The organism is Lutimonas halocynthiae (assembly GCF_030409835.1).
Taxonomy (GTDB): Bacteria; Bacteroidota; Bacteroidia; order Flavobacteriales; family Flavobacteriaceae; genus Lutimonas; species Lutimonas halocynthiae.
Genome location: NZ_JAUFQO010000004.1, coordinates 557,123 through 575,184, shown reverse-complemented (window position 1 = coordinate 575,184; position 18,062 = coordinate 557,123). Strand labels below are relative to the sequence as shown.

Sequence of the window (18,062 nt, the reverse complement as noted above, 5' to 3'; positions counted from 1 at the left end):
AATCGAAGTGGAATTTACGGCTTGAGACATTAGAGCAAATTATAAAAAAGAATGCAAAATTACTAATGGGTTTTAATATCTTTGCAATCGAAAAATTAAATTTTTTTTAAGGTATGGAAAATCAAGTATCGACTGGTTCAAAAGAGCAATTAGGAATAAAAAGTTATCAAGCAGTGTTCATCACAAAAGTATACAATTGGATGGCATTGGCGCTTTTAATCACAGGATTGGTTGCCTATTTTACCGCTACAACTCCTTCATTAATGAATGCAATTATTGGTTCTAAAATTCTTTTTTTCGGACTGATCATTGGTGAATTAGGTTTGGTGATTTACTTGACTCGCTCTATCAATAAACTTAGCAGAAATGCAGCTATTGGCGCATTTTTGATTTATTCGATGCTTAACGGACTTACCATGTCTGTTATATTTTTGGCTTATACATCAAATTCAATTGCGACGACTTTTTATATTACTGCAGGAACCTTTGCTGCTATGAGTTTTTATGGATATACCACTAAAAGGGATCTTACTAGTATTGGTAATATGGCATTTATGGCCCTTATCGGAATAATCATTGCTTCTGTTGTCAATATGTTTTTACAGAACGAAATGATGTACTGGATCATTAGTTATTTGGGCGTTGCCATCTTCGTTGGACTTATAGCTTATGACACACAAAAACTAAAGGAAATCGGTAGTCGGGGTTTTGTAAATGAAGACAATATGGAGAAGACTTCGATTATGGGAGCTTTGTCATTATACCTTGATTTTGTCAATTTATTCCTTTTCTTACTAAGGATTTTTGGAGATAGAAAATAGTCCTGGATATTTAGACTTATTTTACAATTTTATAGAAATAAAAAGCTGTTAAACAGTAGTTTAAAAAAGGGTGAAAAAGATCAATTATCGATCTCTGTCTTTGCTTTTGGGGCTATCAATTTGTATATTTATCGAGTGAATGAGGCGGTGATCAACCTGGTCAAAGCCCAATCTTATCAAGTTTTATGGGAAATTACAAACCAAGAAAAAGACTAGAAGCAAATCAATATATTGATGGTGTCTTAAAAGGTGACAGGGTACTTTTGTCAAGGGCCATTACGATAGTTGAAAGTAATCTGGCGAGTGATAAAGTATTAGCAAAAGAGATTATTCAGTCTATATTGCCTAGTTCCGGAAATTCTTTAAGGATTGGAATAACCGGTGTGCCTGGAGTTGGGAAGAGCACCTTTATTGAGGTTTTTGGAAAACACCTAATAGAGCAGGGGCATAAAGTAGCGATTCTATCAATTGATCCTAGCAGCCAAAGATCTAAGGGAAGTATACTTGGTGATAAAACCAGGATGGAAGAACTTGCTAATCGCGAAGAGGCATATATTCGGCCATCAGCTTCAGGAGATACTTTAGGAGGTGTAGCAAATAAAACCGGAGAGACCATGTTGCTTTGTGAGGCAGCTGGATATGACATTATTCTTATTGAGACAGTAGGGGTAGGGCAGTCTGAAACGGCTGTACACGGTATGACAGACTTTTTCCTATTACTTATGCTTTCTGGTGCCGGGGATGAATTACAAGGCATTAAAAAGGGTATTATGGAAATGGCTGACATGCTTGTTATCAACAAAGCTGATGGCGATAATATTCAGAAAAGTCAGATAGCGAAGAGACAATATGAAAATGCCTTACACATTTTTCCACAGTCGGCATCTGGTTGGACTCCAGTTGTGACAACAGCATCTGCTTTAAAGAATATAGGCATACCTGAGGTTTGGGATAAAATGATGGAATTTAAAAAACTTGTGCACGGAAATGGCTATTTCGAAAAGAATAGAAGAGAGCAGCAAATTCAGTGGATGTATAACAATATTCATGAAGACTTAAAACAATTATTTTATGGTTCTGATCATATCGCAGAACACCTCGATATATTGGAAAAAGACATCATAGAAGATAAGATTTCCCCTGTGAAGGCTGCTGAAAAAATTATAGAAGAGTTTAAGTCAAGCCTTTAATTATCCATCATAAAAAAAGGCCTCATCATCGATAAGGCCCTTTAGTATAAGATCATTGTTCATTAATCTTCTAGATACATTTTCATCATTTTAATAGCTGATTCAGCGATTACAGTTCCAGGTCCAAAAACGGCTGCAACTTTTCTTTCAAATAGATAGTCATAGTCTTGAGCTGGAATCACTCCTCCGGCGAAGACCATAATATCAGTTCTTCCTAGCCTTTCAAGTTCATCAATCAATTGCGGAATCAAAGTTTTATGTCCGGCTGCTAAACTGGAAGCACCCACAAAATGAACATCATTTTCAATAGCCTGACGTGCTACTTCTTCAGGAGTTTGAAACAATGGACCCATGTCAACATCAAAACCAAGATCGGCAAAGCTGGAAGCCACTACCTTAGCACCTCTATCGTGGCCGTCTTGCCCCATTTTGGCAACCATAACTCTAGGTCTTCTTCCTTCAATTTCTGCAAAATGATCAGCTAATTTTTGAGCTTCTGCAAAAGTACGGTCATCACTCACTTCTTTTCGGTAAACGCCACTGATTAGTTTGGTATCAGCCTTATGTCTTCCAAAGTGTTTTTCCATGGCATCAGAGATTTCACCGAGCGTGGCAAAATTTTCAGCCGCATCAACAGCAAGTTCAAGAAGGTTGCCTTTTCCGTTTTCGGCACAGGCTTCAATTGCTTTTAATTTCTCAGATACTATAGACTGGTCTCTTTGTGCTTTTAGTTTTGCTAACCTTTCAATTTGAGAATCTCTAACCACAGTATTGTCAACTTCAAGAATATCAATATTTGAAGCTTCTTTAGTCTGGAATTTATTCACACCAACCAGGATGTCTTGACCAGAATCCAGCCTTGCTTGTTTTCGTGCTGAGGCTTCTTCTATTCTCATTTTAGGAACTCCAGTTTCAATAGCTTTGGCCATTCCGCCCAGTTCTTCTACTTCTTCAATAAGTTTCCAGGCTTTTTTAGCTATTTCCTGAGTCAGGTATTCCACATAAAAAGAACCAGCCCAGGGATCAACTGATTTCGTGATCTGGGTTTCTTCCTGAATAAAGATTTGCGTATTTCTGGCAATACGTGCTGAGAAATCTGTTGGTAGCGCTATGGCTTCATCCAAGGCATTGGTATGCAGTGATTGCGTTCCACCAAGACCGGCAGCCATGGCTTCAACGCAGGTTCGGGCCACGTTATTAAAAGGATCCTGCTCACTTAAACTCCATCCAGAAGTTTGGCTATGCGTTCGCAGTGCCATTGATTTAGGGTTCTTGGGGTCAAATTGTTTGATTATTTTAGCCCATAGCATTCTGGCGGCGCGCATTTTTGCAATCTCCATAAAATGGTTCATTCCAACCGCCCAGAAGAATGATAATCGCGGCGCAAATTCATCGATTTTTAATCCTGAATTTAATCCGGTTCGAATATATTCCAAACCATCTGCCAGCGTATAAGCCAACTCGATATCGGCGGTTGCACCTGCTTCTTGCATGTGGTATCCACTGATTGAAATTGAATTGAATTTGGGCATGTTTTTGGTTGTATATTCAAAAATATCTCCAATAATTTTCATTGATGGAAGTGGCGGATAGATATAAGTATTACGAACCATGAATTCTTTAAGAATATCATTTTGTATGGTTCCGCTTAATTTATCAAGACCAACTCCTTGCTTTTTTGCAGCAGCAATATAAAAAGCCATAATGGGCAGTACCGCTCCATTCATGGTCATCGAAACAGACATTTTATCCAAGGGAATTTGATCAAACAAAATCTCCATGTCTAATATTGAATCAATAGCAACTCCGGCTTTACCGACATCTCCCGTAACTCTGGGATGATCTGAATCATAGCCACGGTGCGTTGCAAGGTCAAAGGCTACTGATAGTCCTTTTTGTCCTGCAGCCAGGTTTCTTCTGTAGAAGGCATTTGACTCCTCTGCAGTTGAGAATCCGGCATATTGTCTTACCGTCCATGGTCTTGAAACATACATGGTGCTATATGGCCCCCTTGTAAAAGGTGGTAGCCCGGCAGCAAAATCTAAATGTTCCGCTTCTTTTATATCTTCTTTTGTAAAAACATTTTTTACAGGGATGCCTTCAGGTGTTATCCAAGGTTCTTGTTTATCTGAAGGTCTTGCTTTTTCTTCAACGCTCGTGTTGATACTTAGATCAGAAAAGTCAGGTCTCATATCTCCAAAGGTTTAGTGGTTTTTGAAATTTTGTTTTGAATAGCAGAGAGGGTTTTAAAAATATCGGATCTTACATGGACAAAGCCATCTAAGCCAGCATCTAAAAGCGACTCTTTAATTTGTTCAGGATATCCAGCCAGCATCAGTATTTTAGAACTGTTTTTCGATCTGAATTCGTTCACAAAGTCTAAGGCTGAGTTAAGATAGTCAGGGTCTGAACTACAAATAACAACTATATCAGATGCTGATGTAGCTGTTTGTTGTGCAGCCGTTTTGGCTGATTCAAAACTCTTCTCGTTTTCAATTTGGTATCCGCTTACACCTATGAAGTCATAAGCAAAGGCAGCTCTCGCTTTTCTCATGGTTAATTGACCAAAACTTGCTATTTCAACAGTTGGTCTAAAACCATTTTCACTGACGAATGTTTCGGTGACCAATCTTATTTTCTCTAATTCTAGTCCGGCACGTTGTGGAGCTAAAATTTTAGAATTTGATGGCGTATCCAGATCAGCAAGGAATTCTTTAGGTACAGACTCCATCAAATTTGGATATTTATTCACCCCAACCATGGCCAGTCTTCTTTGAGACAGCAATTTGGTCTTTTTCATTCTCATCTCAGCAATTTGAGATTGGATATTTTCATTTTCGATTTGTTTGTAAAAACCGCCAAAAGCTTCAATTTCTTTAAAAATTCCAAGCGCATTTTGAGCCAGTTTCAAACTCAATTCTTCAATATAATAAGAGCCATCTACCGGATTAGAAACTTTTCCAAAATAAGACTCTTCTTTTAAAATTGTAGCAATATTACCGGCTACCCGGCTAGAGAAATCACTTGAGTTTTTAAATTCATGATCATAAGGATCCAGTTCAATACCGTCTGCATTCCCTAGTAGTGCCGCCATGGCCTCAGTAGTAGTCCGCAGCATATTGGTATTTGCATCAGTAATTGATTTAGACCAGACAGATGTTTTCGCCGTTAAACCAACATTTAACTTGCTTATGCCATATTTCAAAGCGATCTCTGAAAGCAAACTGTTAAAAACCCTTAGTTTGGCGATCTCAACAAAATATTCAGCGCTTAGCCCTAGGATGAAGTGAAGGTTTTCAAATACCTGTTCATTGCTAATTCCATTTTCTGTCATTTTTTCAATGAGGAAAATTAAAGAATTTAAGGTGTATGCTATTTCTTGAACTTGATTGGAGCCAGCATCCTGATACGTACTTCCTGAAACTAACAAAGTTTTTAAATTTGGGTAAGCCGCATATAATTTGGTCAATTCACTTAATTCCTCAAACTTGTTTTTATCAAGTATTCCCGTGGTGAGGTAGTCATCAAAAAGTTGAAGGTCAACATATCCAATTACCAATTGAGGATCTATAGCCTGTGCTTCTAAAAAGCTTTTGTATGAATTTTTAAAGGAATAAGATTCCTTGTTAAGCACAAATGAAATTGATATGCCATTGAAATCAATATCTGCGAGCAATTGTTCAGCAGAAATTTCTGAATTAATCTCAAAAAGCAGCCCTGTCATTCCTTCTTCAAGGGCCTTCAATCCAAGTCGATTGGCTTCTTTTACTTCCTGTACATTAATCCTTCTGTAATTAACTACCTGGGCACTATTTTCGCCGGTATTTGCCAAGACCTTTTCTTGATCATTTTTTGTGTAAAATGGCTGCACGTCTATGCCATTAAGGTTTTTCCATACCAATTTTTTATCAAAATCAGCTCCTTTAAGATCAACTGTAACTTTTTCAATCCAGTCTTGCTTCGTTGGAGGAATGAAATCCTGAAACAGCATTTTGCTTTTGCTATCTTTATTCATAACCTGTGATTTATGTCTTTAATTTGATTTAATTTTTATGTTTGATAAATTTAGTGATTATATGCTCACAAGCGTACCTCCAAATCTTTCGTGGATAGCCTTGTCTAGATCTTCACGATGATCAGGATGTGCGATGTCTCTTAATGCTTGTGCTCTCTGTTTAAGGTTTTTACCAAAAAGTTCAGCCACACCAAATTCAGTCGCAACAAATCTTGCATGCGCTCTGGTTGTTACAACACCTGCACCTGGTTTTAAGGAAGGAACTATTTTAGAAACTCCTTTTGCCGTTGTTGAAGTGATGGCAATGATCGGTTTTCCTCCTAGAGAAAGCGCTGCGCCTCTCATAAAGTCCATTTGTCCACCAACACCTGAGAACATTCTCAAGCCTATTGAATCAGCACAAACCTGGCCACTCATGTCAATTTCTATCGCAGAATTAATGGCTGTTACTTTTGGGTTTTGTCTGATGACGGCGGTGTCATTAACGTAAGCGATATCTCTCATCTCTATCTCGGCATTGTCATCCATAAAATCATAAAGTCTTTTGGTACCCATCGCAAACCCTGAAACGATTTTATATGGATTGACTTTTTTATGAGCTCCGTTCACTATCCCTTTTTCTACCAGATCAACAATTCCTTCTGAAAACATTTCAGTATGTACACCCAAATCTTTGTGATTGTGCAAATAAGTAAGGACCGCATTTGGAATTCCACCGATTCCCATTTGTAAAGTGGAACCGTCTTCGATAATTTCGGCAATATTTTTACCGATTTGCTTCTCAGCAGCTGAAGGCGCCACAAATTTCATTTCATGAATGTCTTCATCAAGTAACACACAAGCATCAAAATTATTGAGATGGACAATTCCATCACCAAAAGTTCGAGGCATATTCTTGTTAATCTGTGCAATTACTTTTTTCCCCATTTCAATGGCAGAAACCACAATATCAACGGATACACCTAATGAGCAGAATCCATGCTTGTCAGGATGCGATACGTTGACCAAAACAACATCAAGATCCATATATCCCTGACGAAACAGGCTAGGAATATCACTAAGGAAGATTGGAATATAATCGGCAGTTACACCAATCATTTTTCTGATGTTTCCTCCAATAAAAAAAGCATTGGTATGAAAACTGTCTTTCATTTCAATTGATGTGTAGCCACATTCTCCCTCTGTGTGAAGATGGACTACTTCTACGCCTTTTAGTTCAGGGCCTCTGGCAACCATGGCTCTTACTAAAGCTTGTGGTGTAGCTGCTCCCCCTTGAATTAATACTCGGTCTCCTGATTTGATTAGCTTAACAGCTTGTTGGGCTGTCATTATATTGGGAATTTTCATTTGATCTATATTTAGTAGTTATAATTATTGTTCACGTTGTGTTTAAGATAAAAAACTAAGAATAATACCGGCCGCTATAGCAGAACCAATAACCCCTGAAACATTTGGTGCCATGGCGTGCATTAAAAGGTAATTATGAGGATCTGACTTGAGCGCCTCAGCATTTACCACCCTTGCGCTGTCAGGTACTGCAGAAACTCCTGCTGCTCCTATAAGCGGGTTGATTTTATTATCACCTTTTAAGAATCGGTTCATAAATTTAGCAAAAAGTAGCCCACCCATTGTTGCGATAACAAATGAAACTGCACCTAAGCCAAAAATTAATAATGAATCTTTAGTGATAAATATATCTGCTTGAGTCGAAGCACCTACCGTAACACCTAATAATATGGTCACAATGTCAATTAGTTTTGTTCTTGCTGTATCAGCTAGTCTTTCAGTTCTTCCAGATTCTTTTAAAAGGTTACCAAAGAATAACATTCCTAAAAGAGGTAAGGCACTTGGAGAAATAAATGTTGTTAATAGCAAAGCAACAACCGGAAAGATCATTTTTTCTTTTTGAGAAACTGCACGAGGTGGCTTCATTCGAATCTTGCGATCTTCTTTCGATATCAGTAATCTCATTAAAGGCGGTTGAATTACCGGAACCAGTGCCATATAAGAGTACGCGGCAATTGCTATAGGCCCTATAAGATTTTTAACTGTTGTTCCGTCGGCAAGGATATTCACTCCATTTGCCAGTTTAGAAGATAAGAAAATAGCAGTTGGGCCATCGGCACCTCCAATAATTCCTATAGCTCCGGCTTCGGGCAGGTTGAATCCTAAATAAAGCGCACCAATAAATGTGGCAAATACACCAATTTGTGCGGCAGCTCCAAGTAACATGAGTTTTGGATTGGCAATTAGTGACGAAAAATCTGTCATTGCACCAATACCGAGAAAGATCAATGGCGGATAAATCCCTTTAACAACACCGAAATATAAATAGTTCAGTACTGAGCCACTCTCGTAGATTCCTGTTTGATTTCCTGCGACAAAAGGTACATTTCCAATAATTACACCAGCTCCAATTGGGATAAGAAGTAAGGGTTCATAGTCGTATTTGATTCCGAGGTATATAAAAACGATACCAATCAAAATCATAATTAGGTTACCGGAAGTTGCATTGGCAAAACCGGTAAAACTATAAAATCGCTTTAAGCCATGGAATGCGCCTGAAACTGAAGAGTCAGCTTCAACGTCTGCGCTTTGGGTTATTACATTGTTGGAGGCAAACTCGATGGGCTCGGCCAGACTGCCCATGCTCAAAATGGGTTGGAGAAGTAGCAGTAAGGCTATGGCTCCAAATATGATAAATAATTTTTTCATTGTTTTTTCTTTTTCTGTAATAAATCAGTTCGATTTAGAAAACTCGTATCTATGAAGCCTTCTTATTCAATTTCTATCATAGGTTCATTCTGTAAAACCTTTTGATTTACAGTTACATGAATTGCAGTAATAGTTCCTGCTTTTTCAGAAATGATATTATTTTCCATTTTCATAGCTTCTAACTGTACAAGTCGGTCACCTATTTTTACTGTATCACCAACTTTGACATCTACAGCTAAAATAGTTCCCGGTATAGGAGCCAGTATTTTTGTTTTTTTCGAGGATGGATTTACTTTAAGCGGTTCTACCGGTCTTTTAGATGCTGATCGAACTAAAGTCGGGGTTTTAGTAGTTTTTATATCCTCTTTTAGTTTTACCTCGTATTTGGTACCATTGACTTCAAGCTCAATATTATTGCCTTCGTGCGACAATAGATTCACCTTGTAATTATTGTCGTGTATTTTGAATTTAAATGATTTCATTTTTTGTCGTTTTCTGGTTGTTCAATTTTTTTTGAAGAACGTTTCTACAATTTATTTTGGATACCATAAATTTTGGAACTCCAAGGTGAATATGATTTTTCTGCCTTTTTAATCGTTAAGATTGGATTCTCAAAATCGTGTTGCTCATTAAGATATAAATGGATTGCAGCGGCTATAACAGCAGCTTCTTCTCCAGTAAATTTCTGATTGGAACCTATTGCGATATCCTTTATCTTTTTATCAGGACCTTTAGTGATGATTTTATAAATAAAAAGCAGCACCGGTAGTCCGAACTTGAAGAATAGGGAGAGGGTCAAAAGGGCACTAAAGACTATGATCAAACCTGAAAACAGGATAAGATAACCTTCTTTTAGCGTTGACATTAAAATAATAGATGGTATCATTATAATGGAATATTTGAATGTTTCTTTGGAGGATTTACCTCTTTTTTATTGGCTAATAACTCAAGTGCTCTGATGATTCTAAAGCGGGTATTTCTCGGCTCTATCACGTCATCAATAAAGCCGTATTTGGCGGCTTCATATGGATTGGCAAATTTCTTTGTGTATTCGTCTTCTTTCTGACTGATATATTTGCTTTTCTCCTCATCATCTTGAATTTTACTGATGTTTCTTCCTTCGAGAACTTCTACAGCTCCTTTGGCACCCATTACAGCAATTTCTGCGGTTGGCCAAGCGTAATTAACATCTCCTCTTAACTGTTTACAGCTCATTACATCATGTGCTCCACCGTATGATTTCCGTAAAGTAATAGTCACTTTTGGAACAGTAGCTTCACCATAAGCAAAAAGCAGTTTAGCACCGTGAAGGATTATCCCTCCATATTCTTGACCTGTTCCCGGAAGGAATCCTGGCACGTCAACAAGTGTTACAATAGGAATATTAAATGCATCACAGAATCTTACAAATCGAGCTGCTTTTCTCGATGCTTCAATATCAAGAACACCTGCATAGTATTTGGGTTGATTGGCAACTATACCGGCTGGGCGTCCATTAAATCTGGCAAATCCCACCACAATGTTTCTTGCGTAGTTTCGATGAACTTCCATGAACTCTCCTCTATCGGTAATAGTGGAAATTACATTAACCATATCGTATGGTTCGTTTGGGTTTTCAGGAATAAATTCGTTCAGCCTGTCTTCAAGTCTGTCAATAGGGTCAGTACATTTTATAATTGGAGGATCTTCAAGATTATTTGAAGGAAGGTAACTCATGAGCTTTCTAATCAAAAGGATGTTTTCCTCATCATTTTCAGCCAAGAAATGCGAAACGCCTGATTTGGTTGAGTGAATGTGAGCGCCTCCAAGCTCCTCTGCTGTAACGATCTCTCCAGTAACTGTTTCGACCACTTTAGGACCAGTCACAAACATATAACTCGTTTGATCGGTCATGATGGTAAAATCAGTCAGGGCTGGTGAATACACCGCTCCCCCTGCACAAGGCCCTAGGATGGATGAAATTTGAGGTATAACACCTGATGCCATGATATTTCTTTGGAAAATTTCGGCATATCCCGCCAGTGATCTTACTCCTTCTTGAATACGTGCTCCACCACTATCATTTAGTCCTATTACTGGGGCTCCAATCTTCATAGCCATATCCATAATCTTACAGATCTTTAAGGCATATGTTTCAGAAAGAGACCCTCCGAAAACGGTAAAATCCTGAGAGAAAACATATATTATTCTTCCGTCAATTGTTCCGTGACCTGTGATGACTCCGTCTGAAAGAAATATCTGCTTGTCAAGTCCGAATGATTTGGTTCTGTGTGTAACGAACATATCGAATTCTTCGAAACTGTCTTCGTCAAGCAATAGATCTATTCTTTCACGGGCCGTTAGTTTTCCTTTTGCATGTTGGGATTCAATTCTCTTTTCACCCCCACCCAATTTTGCTTTTACTCTTTTTTGAATGAGTTCATTAATTTTTGTCTGATTAACCATGGTTTCTTATTTAACTGGTCTCTATAATTTTTTTTCTGCTTTTTGGATTCAGGTTCCTTATTTAGAGCAAAGCTCAGTTAAGACACCGTGGGTTGATCGTGGATGAAGAAAGCCAATGTGCAATCCTTCTGCGCCGGCTCTTGAAACCTTATCGACTAATTGAACTCCTTTTTCAGCAGCTGTTTCAAGTGCTTCAGTAGTGTTTGGTACAGCAAAGGCGATATGATGCATGCCTTCTCCTTTTTTTTCGATAAATTTTCCAATGGGCCCGTCCGGAGATGTGCTTTCTAGCAGTTCAATTTTTGTATCCCCAACCTGGAAAAAGGCAGTTTTTACTTTTTGATCTGCTACTTCTTCGACTGAATAGCATTTTAAGCCTAGTACTTCTTCGTAGTATTTAATCGATTCTTCAATGCTTTTTACTGCAATTCCGATGTGTTCAATGTGACTGATATTCATTTGTTGAGATTTTTGTTAATCGTGGTTGAATTATCCGACAAAATTATTGATAAGAAAGACTTCAAAACATGACGAATATCATCACTTACGTTATTAGGGTGACATATGAGAAAATTCTCACCAAGACGCGCTTTTTTTTTTAATTCTTTAACAAAATCTGTCGATTTGTAGAATTATTCGGAAAGAATTATTGCTATTATTATGAATTTTATAATAATAGCAATTTTTTGATTTTTGAGATTTAATGAAATGTTATGGCAGTTTATTGCTAATCTTTTAATGCAACTCCAAACTTTTGATCATTTTTCCTGTTTAAGATTCAAAAAGCCAATAAGCTGATAAAAAAATATATTTAACAATAGCTTGAAATCATTCTAGGAAGCAAGAAGCATCTTTATTTGGCTTGGTCTAATTTAAAAGTCTTTTTGAATTTGTAGACCCAAGACCAATTGCCTGATCATATCGATCTCCAAATTTTCTATAGTAGACAATCACGGTATATTCATTTTCTGTCTGATAAAATGAGCCCTCAACTTTATAAGGATTGATCCTGTAATTTTTGTCAACAGCAACATGGGTGTAGTTGAAAAAACCTTGTTTAAAGAGTATTCGGGCTTCATACAAGCCGCTTTCCTGATTATAGTGCATCTTATTCTCTGGAGTTATTTGCCAATCGTTAAAGTTGCCATAAATGTAAATATCATCCTGGTCAAAATTTTCATTGTATTTCAGAGAAAAATGAACAAATGAATAATCGCCTTCAAGACCCACATCTTCAGCATCCAATGTTCTTAAGACAAAATTTCCATTCACATCTGGGTAGAATGTATAAGGTCTGTTGCCACGGGCTTCGTTCGTATATAGAAAGGTGTTAAAAATGTTGTCCAATCTTGTTTTGAAAATATTGTTGGTCGCATTTCTAATCTCTTTACTATCAAAATACAAATACTCGTTTCCTGCCCAATAAGATATACCATCTACATGATTATACCAGAGCTGGGTACCTCGTACATTTTTCGGTTTGATATCTTTGATAACAGAGTTCCAATCATTATTTTGATACACATCAACTTTGATTTCACGATAAGGATCATTTAATCTTAGATTCGGATGATTTATTGCAAATTGTATACTGTGTTTTTCATTAATAACCGCCGGATCTGTGCTTCTATGAGCAGTTACAGCAACATTTACTTTTGGCTGATACACGATAAACCTTCTCGTAAATAAAACATTGCCATAATCATCAAGTATGCTAATCAAATAATTGCCGCTTATTTTAATCCTGTTATTTTCATTTGGGATTTGAAGTTCGTAATGTGTGTAATACTGTAATGTGTTAAAAGAATTCTGGTATTTTCTAATCCGGTCAGTGGCATAACCAGTCATGTATTCCGTTGAAGATAAGTTAGATTTTTGCCAGTTATAATCACAATGTTCAATTTTGTAGGAATAAATTCTTTCTTCTGAATTTATATCGTCAAAACTGAGCATCAATTTCTCACCTAGCTTCACAATTGGGGCATAAGCTTCGGGATTAAGAGGTTTGAACTCAATAGTTTTAATGTGTAATGGAGGTGGAATGATATTATTCTGCTGAGCTTGTGATTGACCATAAAACAAGAGAAGAGTCCATAATAGGAGTATTTTTTTTACACTAGCAGTTTTTATAGACATCTGTATTATAAGTTGTTGTATAGTTTTTGTGAATGATTTTTAAGCGAATGATGAACAAAAACAGGTTCGTTTAATCAATCCAAATAAATGTTAATTAAATGCTAATCTATAAAATATTAATTATTAAATTTGCACTCGATTAATAAACAATTGATTTTTCCTTTTTTAGGGCTCATGCGGGCCAAGGGGAATTAAATTTAATTAAGCAAAGTATGTCTACAGACATTAAAATTAAAAAGGGCTTAAACATTAAGCTTAAAGGAGTAGCCAATCATGTGATATCTACGGCGAATCGCTCTAAAGTTTTTGCTATAAATCCACCTGAATTTCACGGAATATTACCCAAATTAGCTGTAAAAGCAGGCGATAAGGTAAAGGTTGGTGATACGGTCTTTTATGCAAAAAGTAATGATCAAATGAAATTTGTTTCTCCCGTAAGTGGAGAAGTAAAGGAGATTGTGAGAGGAGCAAAACGCAAGATTTTATCTATTAAGATTAGCGCAGACGAAAAAGATACATTTGTTGATTTTGGTGCTAAAACACCTGGAAAATTAGCAGGTCCACAAGTTAAAGAATCATTGTTAGAAAGCGGATGTTGGCCAATGGTTAAACAACGCCCGTATGATGTTGTGGCAAACCCTGAAGATAACCCGAGAGACATTTATATATCAGCCTACGCAACGGCACCCTTGGCGGCTTCACACAGCGTTACCCTCGAAGGGAGAGAAAAAGAGTTTCAAGCTGGTATCGATGCTTTAAGCAAGTTGACAGAAGGGAAAATTCATTTGTCGGTTGGGGCTTCAGAAAGCTTTTTAGATGAAATAAATGGGGTTGTTTTACACAAAGTTAGTGGGAATCATCCAGCAGGAAATGTTGGTGTTCAGATTTCACATATAAACCCAATTAATTCTGGAGATCGTATATGGGTAGTTCATCCACAGGATGTTGCTTCTATTGGAAGCTTATTTTTAACAGGAAAATATAATCCTACGAAAGTAATTGCGCTAACTGGTAGTCAAGTAGAAGGTCCTCAATATTATTCAGTTATTCAGGGAACCCAAATAAAAGATATTCTTGCCGGGAAATTAAAAACAGGTAAAAGTAGAGTCATCAGTGGAAACCCTTTAACGGGAGACGCTGTTGGTCCTAAAGAATCTGTTGGTTTTTACCATGATTCTGTAAGTGTTATACCAGAAGGAGATCATTATGAATTTTTCGGTTGGATGCCATTTGTAGGGAATCATAAATTCAGTATGAGTAAAACATTCTTTTCATGGTTGTCACCTAATAAGGAATACGATCTTGATACAAACTTGAATGGTGAAGAAAGAGCTTTTGTAATTACAGGTGAGATGGAAAGGGTTTTCCCGATGGATATTTACCCAATGCAGTTATTAAAAGTTACGATGATCCAGGATATCGAAAAAATGGAAAATCTGGGAATATATGAAGTTGCACCGGAGGATTTCGCATTGATTGATTTCATAAGTTCCTCGAAGATTGAGGCACAACAGATTATACGTGAAGGATTAGATTTAATGATTAAAGAAGTAGGCTAAATGAATTTTATTAGAAAACAATTAGATAAAATTAAACCTCATTTTGATAAGGGGGGTAAATTTGAAAAATACGCTCCTGCATTTAACGGAATAGATACTTTTCTTTATGTTCCGAACCACACAACCAAATTCGGTTCACATATCAGAGATGGGATAGATTTAAAAAGGGTGATGATCACTGTGGTTATTGCTTTATTACCTGCCCTTATTTTTGGAATGTGGAATATTGGTTATCAAAATATGGGTGAAGGTCAGGGATTCATGGATTACTTTATTTTTGGGGCCCTGCGTTTTTTACCGATGATCATCGTTTCATACGGAGTTGGTCTTGGGATTGAATTTGCTTATGCCATTTTTAGAGGGCATGATGTGAATGAGGGCTATTTGGTCACAGGATTGTTAATACCTATGATCATGCCAATTGACCTTCCTTTATGGATGCTTGCAGTATCTGTAGTTTTTGCTGTAATTATTGGGAAAGAAGCTTTTGGAGGTACTGGAATGAATATTTTAAATCCGGCACTTGTTGCCAGGGCTTTTGCTTTGTTTTCGTATGCACCTTATATGTCTGGTAGTACAGTTTGGGTAGCAGATTCAGTTGCAGATGGTGTTTCTGGAGAGACTATTCTAGGAGCTCTTGCAGGTGGTACTGTTCCTGACACAAGTTGGATGGACATGTTTATGGGATATATACCCGGATCGGTTGGAGAAACTTCCGTACTGATGATATTGATAGGCGCCGCCTTGTTGCTCTTTACTGGTATAGCCAGTTGGAGGGTAATGATTTCATGTTTGCTGGGTGCGTCTCTTATGGGTCTTATATTTAACGCGATTGGTAGTGAAACCAATGAGTTGTTGAATTTCCCATGGTGGCAACATTTATTAGCCGGTGGTTTTGCATTTGGTTTGGTGTTTATGGCAACAGATCCTGTTTCGGCAGCGCAAACAACTAAAGGAAAATGGATTTATGGTTTCTTGATTGGAGTATTTGCAATTCTAATTAGAGTAGTGAACCCAACATTACCTGAAGGAATGATGATGGCCATATTATTATTGAACGTATTTGCGCCAACAATTGATCATTATGTGATTGAAGGCAATGTTAAAAGAAGAAAAAAGAGATTACAAAAAGTTAACGCATAGTTATGGATAGAAATAGCAACACATACACCTTTATTTTTGCCATTGTTATGGTTGTGGTGGTAGCAGCTGCACTTGCTTTTACGGCAACTACGCTAAAACCATTGCAAGCAGAGAATGTCAGGCAAGAAAAGATGCAAAATATTTTATCGACAATTGGCATCAACGTAACCAGAAAAGAAGCTAGCGATCAGTTTTCACAGTTTGTGAAAGAGGAGTTGGCCTTGAATTCAGACGGAACCGTCAATACTGACGTAGATGCTTTTAAAATAGAGTTGATGAAAGAAACGAAAAAGCCAAGCGATGAGCAGGCATTTCCGTTATATATCGCTGAAAAAGAAGGAAAGAAGTTTTATGTGATACCACTTTTTGGAGCTGGTCTCTGGAAAGAGATTTGGGGTTATGTCGCATTAGATCAGGATAAGAATACTATAGTTGGTGCATCATTTGATCACGCCGGTGAAACCGCTGGTTTAGGTGCTGAGATTAACCAATCTTGGTATGAAGACCAATACATAGGAAAGACCATTTTAGATGACAACAATAATTTTGTTTCGGTTCAAGCGGTCAAGTCAGGTGCTACTGCAGACCCTAAGCATTCAGTAGATGCAATTTCTGGAGGGACAATTACTTCAGACGGGGTTTCAGATATGTTAGAAGAAAGATTAGGAAACTATTTACCATACTTTAAAAATAATTAATGATGGCAGGAGAAAAAGAAGCTTTGTTTTCGCAAAAGAACAAAAGGTTATTAATTGATCCTTTGAATGATGATAATCCGGTAACGGTTCAAGTATTAGGGATCTGTTCAGCTTTGGCTATTACAGTTCAATTAAAGGCGGCTATAGTAATGTCATTGGCTGTTATGTTTGTATTGGTATTTGGAAATTTAATTGTTTCCTTATTGAGAAATCTTATACCTAACAGAATAAGAATTATTGTTCAGTTACTGATTGTTGCCTTTTTGGTGATCTTGGTGGATCAGGTTTTAAAAGCCTATTCATATGATGTAAGTAAACAGCTATCTGTATTCGTAGGTCTTATTATAACAAATTGTATTATCATGGGTAGGTTTGAAGCCTTTGCTTTAGCTAATGGCCCTTGGAAATCAATTCTTGATGGTGTTGGAAACACAATTGGTTATGCGGTTATATTGATCATTGTATCGTTTTTCAGAGAACTGTTCGGTTCAGGAAAATTAATGGGTATAGAAGTTTTAGGACATAAAGGAAAAACCATTGCAGAATCAACAGGTTTGTACCATTATGGATATGAGAACAATGGTTTTATGATGTTGGCACCAATGGCCTTGATTACGGTTGGTATTTTGATCTGGTTCCAAAGATCTAGGAATAGAAAACTGATAGAAGATTAAAATAAAAAGTTTAAACCTTTAGCTAAAGGATATAAAAAATAAAGCATGGAAGCATATTTAAGTTTGTTTGTTAGAAGTATATTCATAGATAATATGGTGTTTGCCTATTTTCTTGGAATGTGTTCTTATCTGGCTGTTTCGAAAACGGTGAAAACAGCAGTTGGTTTAGGAGCTGCAGTTATTTTTGTATTGATTATTACAGTACCTGCGAATTACCTGTTAGACACCTATATTTTAAAGGAAGGCGCTCTTGTATGGTTAGGCCCGGAATATGAATCGATTGACTTAAGTTTCTTAAGTTTTATCATGTTCATTGCGGTAATTGCTTCAATGGTGCAGTTGGTAGAGATGATTGTAGAAAGATTTGCTCCGGCCTTGTATAGTGCTTTGGGTATATTTCTCCCGTTAATTGCCGTTAACTGTGCAATTTTAGGAGGTTCATTATTTATGCAGCAAAAGAATTTCACCACCGTAACTGAATCGGCAGTATATGGTTTAGGTTCAGGAATTGGATGGTTTTTAGCTATCGTAGCAATTGCTTCGATTAGAGAAAAGATTGCCTATTCTAATGTGCCGAAACCGCTTAAAGGATTAGGGATCACCTTTGTTATTACAGGGTTGATGGCTATAGCTTTTATGAGTTTTTCAGGAATTAAATTATAACTA

General features: G+C 37.1%; 16 protein-coding genes. 7 read left to right on the top strand and 9 right to left on the bottom strand.

The window, feature by feature from the left end:
* The first annotated feature begins 113 nt into the window (after nucleotides 1-113).
* Nucleotides 114-821 (top strand): Bax inhibitor-1/YccA family protein, encoded by a 708-nt coding sequence (locus QWY87_RS08330; protein ID WP_290290201.1) that lies wholly within the window; start codon nucleotides 114-116, stop codon nucleotides 819-821.
* Between the two features lie 185 nt (nucleotides 822-1,006).
* The gene (gene meaB / locus QWY87_RS08325) at nucleotides 1,007-2,011 is read left to right on the top strand and encodes a methylmalonyl Co-A mutase-associated GTPase MeaB (protein WP_290290199.1); all 1,005 of its coding nucleotides are present in this window, start codon (nucleotides 1,007-1,009) and stop codon (nucleotides 2,009-2,011) included.
* A 62-nt stretch (nucleotides 2,012-2,073) separates the two neighbouring features.
* On the opposite strand, the gene scpA is transcribed toward meaB, so the two are convergent.
* The 9 genes from scpA to QWY87_RS08280 all read right to left on the bottom strand — a co-directional run bounded on the left by scpA (nucleotide 2,074) and on the right by QWY87_RS08280 (nucleotide 13,322).
* Nucleotides 2,074-4,203 carry a methylmalonyl-CoA mutase gene (gene scpA / locus QWY87_RS08320; RefSeq protein WP_290290198.1) on the bottom strand — a complete coding sequence of 710 codons (2,130 nt, stop codon included), beginning with the start codon at nucleotides 4,201-4,203 and terminating at the stop codon, nucleotides 2,074-2,076.
* The gene (locus tag QWY87_RS08315; protein WP_290290197.1) at nucleotides 4,200-6,026 is read right to left on the bottom strand and encodes a methylmalonyl-CoA mutase family protein; all 1,827 of its coding nucleotides are present in this window, start codon (nucleotides 6,024-6,026) and stop codon (nucleotides 4,200-4,202) included. Before QWY87_RS08315 ends, scpA begins: the two co-directional genes overlap by 4 nt.
* 57 nt (nucleotides 6,027-6,083) lie before the next feature.
* A complete protein-coding gene (locus tag QWY87_RS08310) occupies nucleotides 6,084-7,373 on the bottom strand; it encodes an acetyl-CoA hydrolase/transferase family protein (protein ID WP_290290195.1) in 1,290 nt (429 codons plus the stop codon).
* 42 nt (nucleotides 7,374-7,415) lie between these two features.
* Nucleotides 7,416-8,741 carry a sodium ion-translocating decarboxylase subunit beta gene (locus QWY87_RS08305; protein WP_290290193.1) on the bottom strand — a complete coding sequence of 442 codons (1,326 nt, stop codon included), beginning with the start codon at nucleotides 8,739-8,741 and terminating at the stop codon, nucleotides 7,416-7,418.
* A 62-nt stretch (nucleotides 8,742-8,803) separates the two neighbouring features.
* A complete protein-coding gene (locus QWY87_RS08300) occupies nucleotides 8,804-9,223 on the bottom strand; it encodes an acetyl-CoA carboxylase biotin carboxyl carrier protein (RefSeq protein ID WP_290290192.1) in 420 nt (139 codons plus the stop codon).
* A 44-nt stretch (nucleotides 9,224-9,267) separates the two neighbouring features.
* Nucleotides 9,268-9,627, bottom strand: a complete 360-nt coding sequence (locus QWY87_RS08295) for an OadG family transporter subunit (RefSeq protein WP_290290190.1) — start codon at nucleotides 9,625-9,627, stop codon at nucleotides 9,268-9,270.
* Nucleotides 9,627-11,186: an acyl-CoA carboxylase subunit beta gene (locus QWY87_RS08290; protein WP_290290189.1), complete on the bottom strand. Its 1,560-nt coding sequence runs from the start codon at nucleotides 11,184-11,186 to the stop codon at nucleotides 9,627-9,629. The genes QWY87_RS08295 and QWY87_RS08290 overlap by 1 nt, the downstream gene beginning before the upstream one ends.
* 57 nt (nucleotides 11,187-11,243) lie before the next feature.
* Nucleotides 11,244-11,645 (bottom strand): methylmalonyl-CoA epimerase, encoded by a 402-nt coding sequence (gene mce / locus QWY87_RS08285; protein ID WP_290290188.1) that lies wholly within the window; start codon nucleotides 11,643-11,645, stop codon nucleotides 11,244-11,246.
* Between the two features lie 408 nt (nucleotides 11,646-12,053).
* The gene (locus QWY87_RS08280; RefSeq protein WP_290290186.1) at nucleotides 12,054-13,322 is read right to left on the bottom strand and encodes a type IX secretion system plug protein; all 1,269 of its coding nucleotides are present in this window, start codon (nucleotides 13,320-13,322) and stop codon (nucleotides 12,054-12,056) included.
* 212 nt (nucleotides 13,323-13,534) lie between these two features.
* On the opposite strand from QWY87_RS08280, the gene QWY87_RS08275 reads away from it, so the two are divergent.
* From QWY87_RS08275 to nqrE, 5 genes are read left to right on the top strand one after another with little or no spacing between them, the layout of a single operon-like run.
* Nucleotides 13,535-14,881, top strand: coding sequence for a Na(+)-translocating NADH-quinone reductase subunit A (locus QWY87_RS08275; RefSeq protein WP_290290185.1), 1,347 nt, complete (start codon nucleotides 13,535-13,537; stop codon nucleotides 14,879-14,881).
* A complete protein-coding gene (locus QWY87_RS08270; protein WP_290290184.1) occupies nucleotides 14,882-16,024 on the top strand; it encodes an NADH:ubiquinone reductase (Na(+)-transporting) subunit B in 1,143 nt (380 codons plus the stop codon).
* A gap of 2 nt (nucleotides 16,025-16,026) precedes the next feature.
* Nucleotides 16,027-16,722 (top strand): NADH:ubiquinone reductase (Na(+)-transporting) subunit C, encoded by a 696-nt coding sequence (nqrC, locus tag QWY87_RS08265; RefSeq protein ID WP_290290182.1) that lies wholly within the window; start codon nucleotides 16,027-16,029, stop codon nucleotides 16,720-16,722.
* On the top strand, nucleotides 16,722-17,396 hold the full coding sequence (locus QWY87_RS08260) for an NADH:ubiquinone reductase (Na(+)-transporting) subunit D (protein WP_435389489.1): 675 nt from the start codon (nucleotides 16,722-16,724) through the stop codon (nucleotides 17,394-17,396). Before nqrC ends, QWY87_RS08260 begins: the two co-directional genes overlap by 1 nt.
* A 45-nt stretch (nucleotides 17,397-17,441) precedes the next feature.
* Nucleotides 17,442-18,059, top strand: coding sequence for an NADH:ubiquinone reductase (Na(+)-transporting) subunit E (gene nqrE, locus QWY87_RS08255; RefSeq protein ID WP_290290180.1), 618 nt, complete (start codon nucleotides 17,442-17,444; stop codon nucleotides 18,057-18,059).
* Nucleotides 18,060-18,062: the final 3 nt, after the last annotated feature.

What these genes read in the sequence shown, in the direction of transcription:
- nqrE (WP_290290180.1), top strand. Translation starts at nt 17,442, where the DNA reads ATGGAAGCATATTTAAGTTTGTTTGTTAGAAGTATATTCATAGATAAT.
- QWY87_RS08275 (WP_290290185.1), top strand. Translation starts at nt 13,535, where the DNA reads ATGTCTACAGACATTAAAATTAAAAAGGGCTTAAACATTAAGCTTAAA.
- QWY87_RS08260 (WP_435389489.1), top strand. Translation starts at nt 16,722, where the DNA reads ATGATGGCAGGAGAAAAAGAAGCTTTGTTTTCGCAAAAGAACAAAAGG.
- QWY87_RS08270 (WP_290290184.1), top strand. Translation starts at nt 14,882, where the DNA reads ATGAATTTTATTAGAAAACAATTAGATAAAATTAAACCTCATTTTGAT.
- meaB (WP_290290199.1), top strand. Translation starts at nt 1,007, where the DNA reads ATGGGAAATTACAAACCAAGAAAAAGACTAGAAGCAAATCAATATATT.
- QWY87_RS08290 (WP_290290189.1), bottom strand. Translation starts at nt 11,186, where the DNA reads ATGGTTAATCAGACAAAAATTAATGAACTCATTCAAAAAAGAGTAAAA.
- QWY87_RS08310 (WP_290290195.1), bottom strand. Translation starts at nt 7,373, where the DNA reads ATGAAAATTCCCAATATAATGACAGCCCAACAAGCTGTTAAGCTAATC.
- mce (WP_290290188.1), bottom strand. Translation starts at nt 11,645, where the DNA reads ATGAATATCAGTCACATTGAACACATCGGAATTGCAGTAAAAAGCATT.
- QWY87_RS08315 (WP_290290197.1), bottom strand. Translation starts at nt 6,026, where the DNA reads ATGAATAAAGATAGCAAAAGCAAAATGCTGTTTCAGGATTTCATTCCT.
- QWY87_RS08330 (WP_290290201.1), top strand. Translation starts at nt 114, where the DNA reads ATGGAAAATCAAGTATCGACTGGTTCAAAAGAGCAATTAGGAATAAAA.
- QWY87_RS08300 (WP_290290192.1), bottom strand. Translation starts at nt 9,223, where the DNA reads ATGAAATCATTTAAATTCAAAATACACGACAATAATTACAAGGTGAAT.
- QWY87_RS08280 (WP_290290186.1), bottom strand. Translation starts at nt 13,322, where the DNA reads ATGTCTATAAAAACTGCTAGTGTAAAAAAAATACTCCTATTATGGACT.
- QWY87_RS08295 (WP_290290190.1), bottom strand. Translation starts at nt 9,627, where the DNA reads ATGATACCATCTATTATTTTAATGTCAACGCTAAAAGAAGGTTATCTT.
- nqrC (WP_290290182.1), top strand. Translation starts at nt 16,027, where the DNA reads ATGGATAGAAATAGCAACACATACACCTTTATTTTTGCCATTGTTATG.
- QWY87_RS08305 (WP_290290193.1), bottom strand. Translation starts at nt 8,741, where the DNA reads ATGAAAAAATTATTTATCATATTTGGAGCCATAGCCTTACTGCTACTT.
- scpA (WP_290290198.1), bottom strand. Translation starts at nt 4,203, where the DNA reads ATGAGACCTGACTTTTCTGATCTAAGTATCAACACGAGCGTTGAAGAA.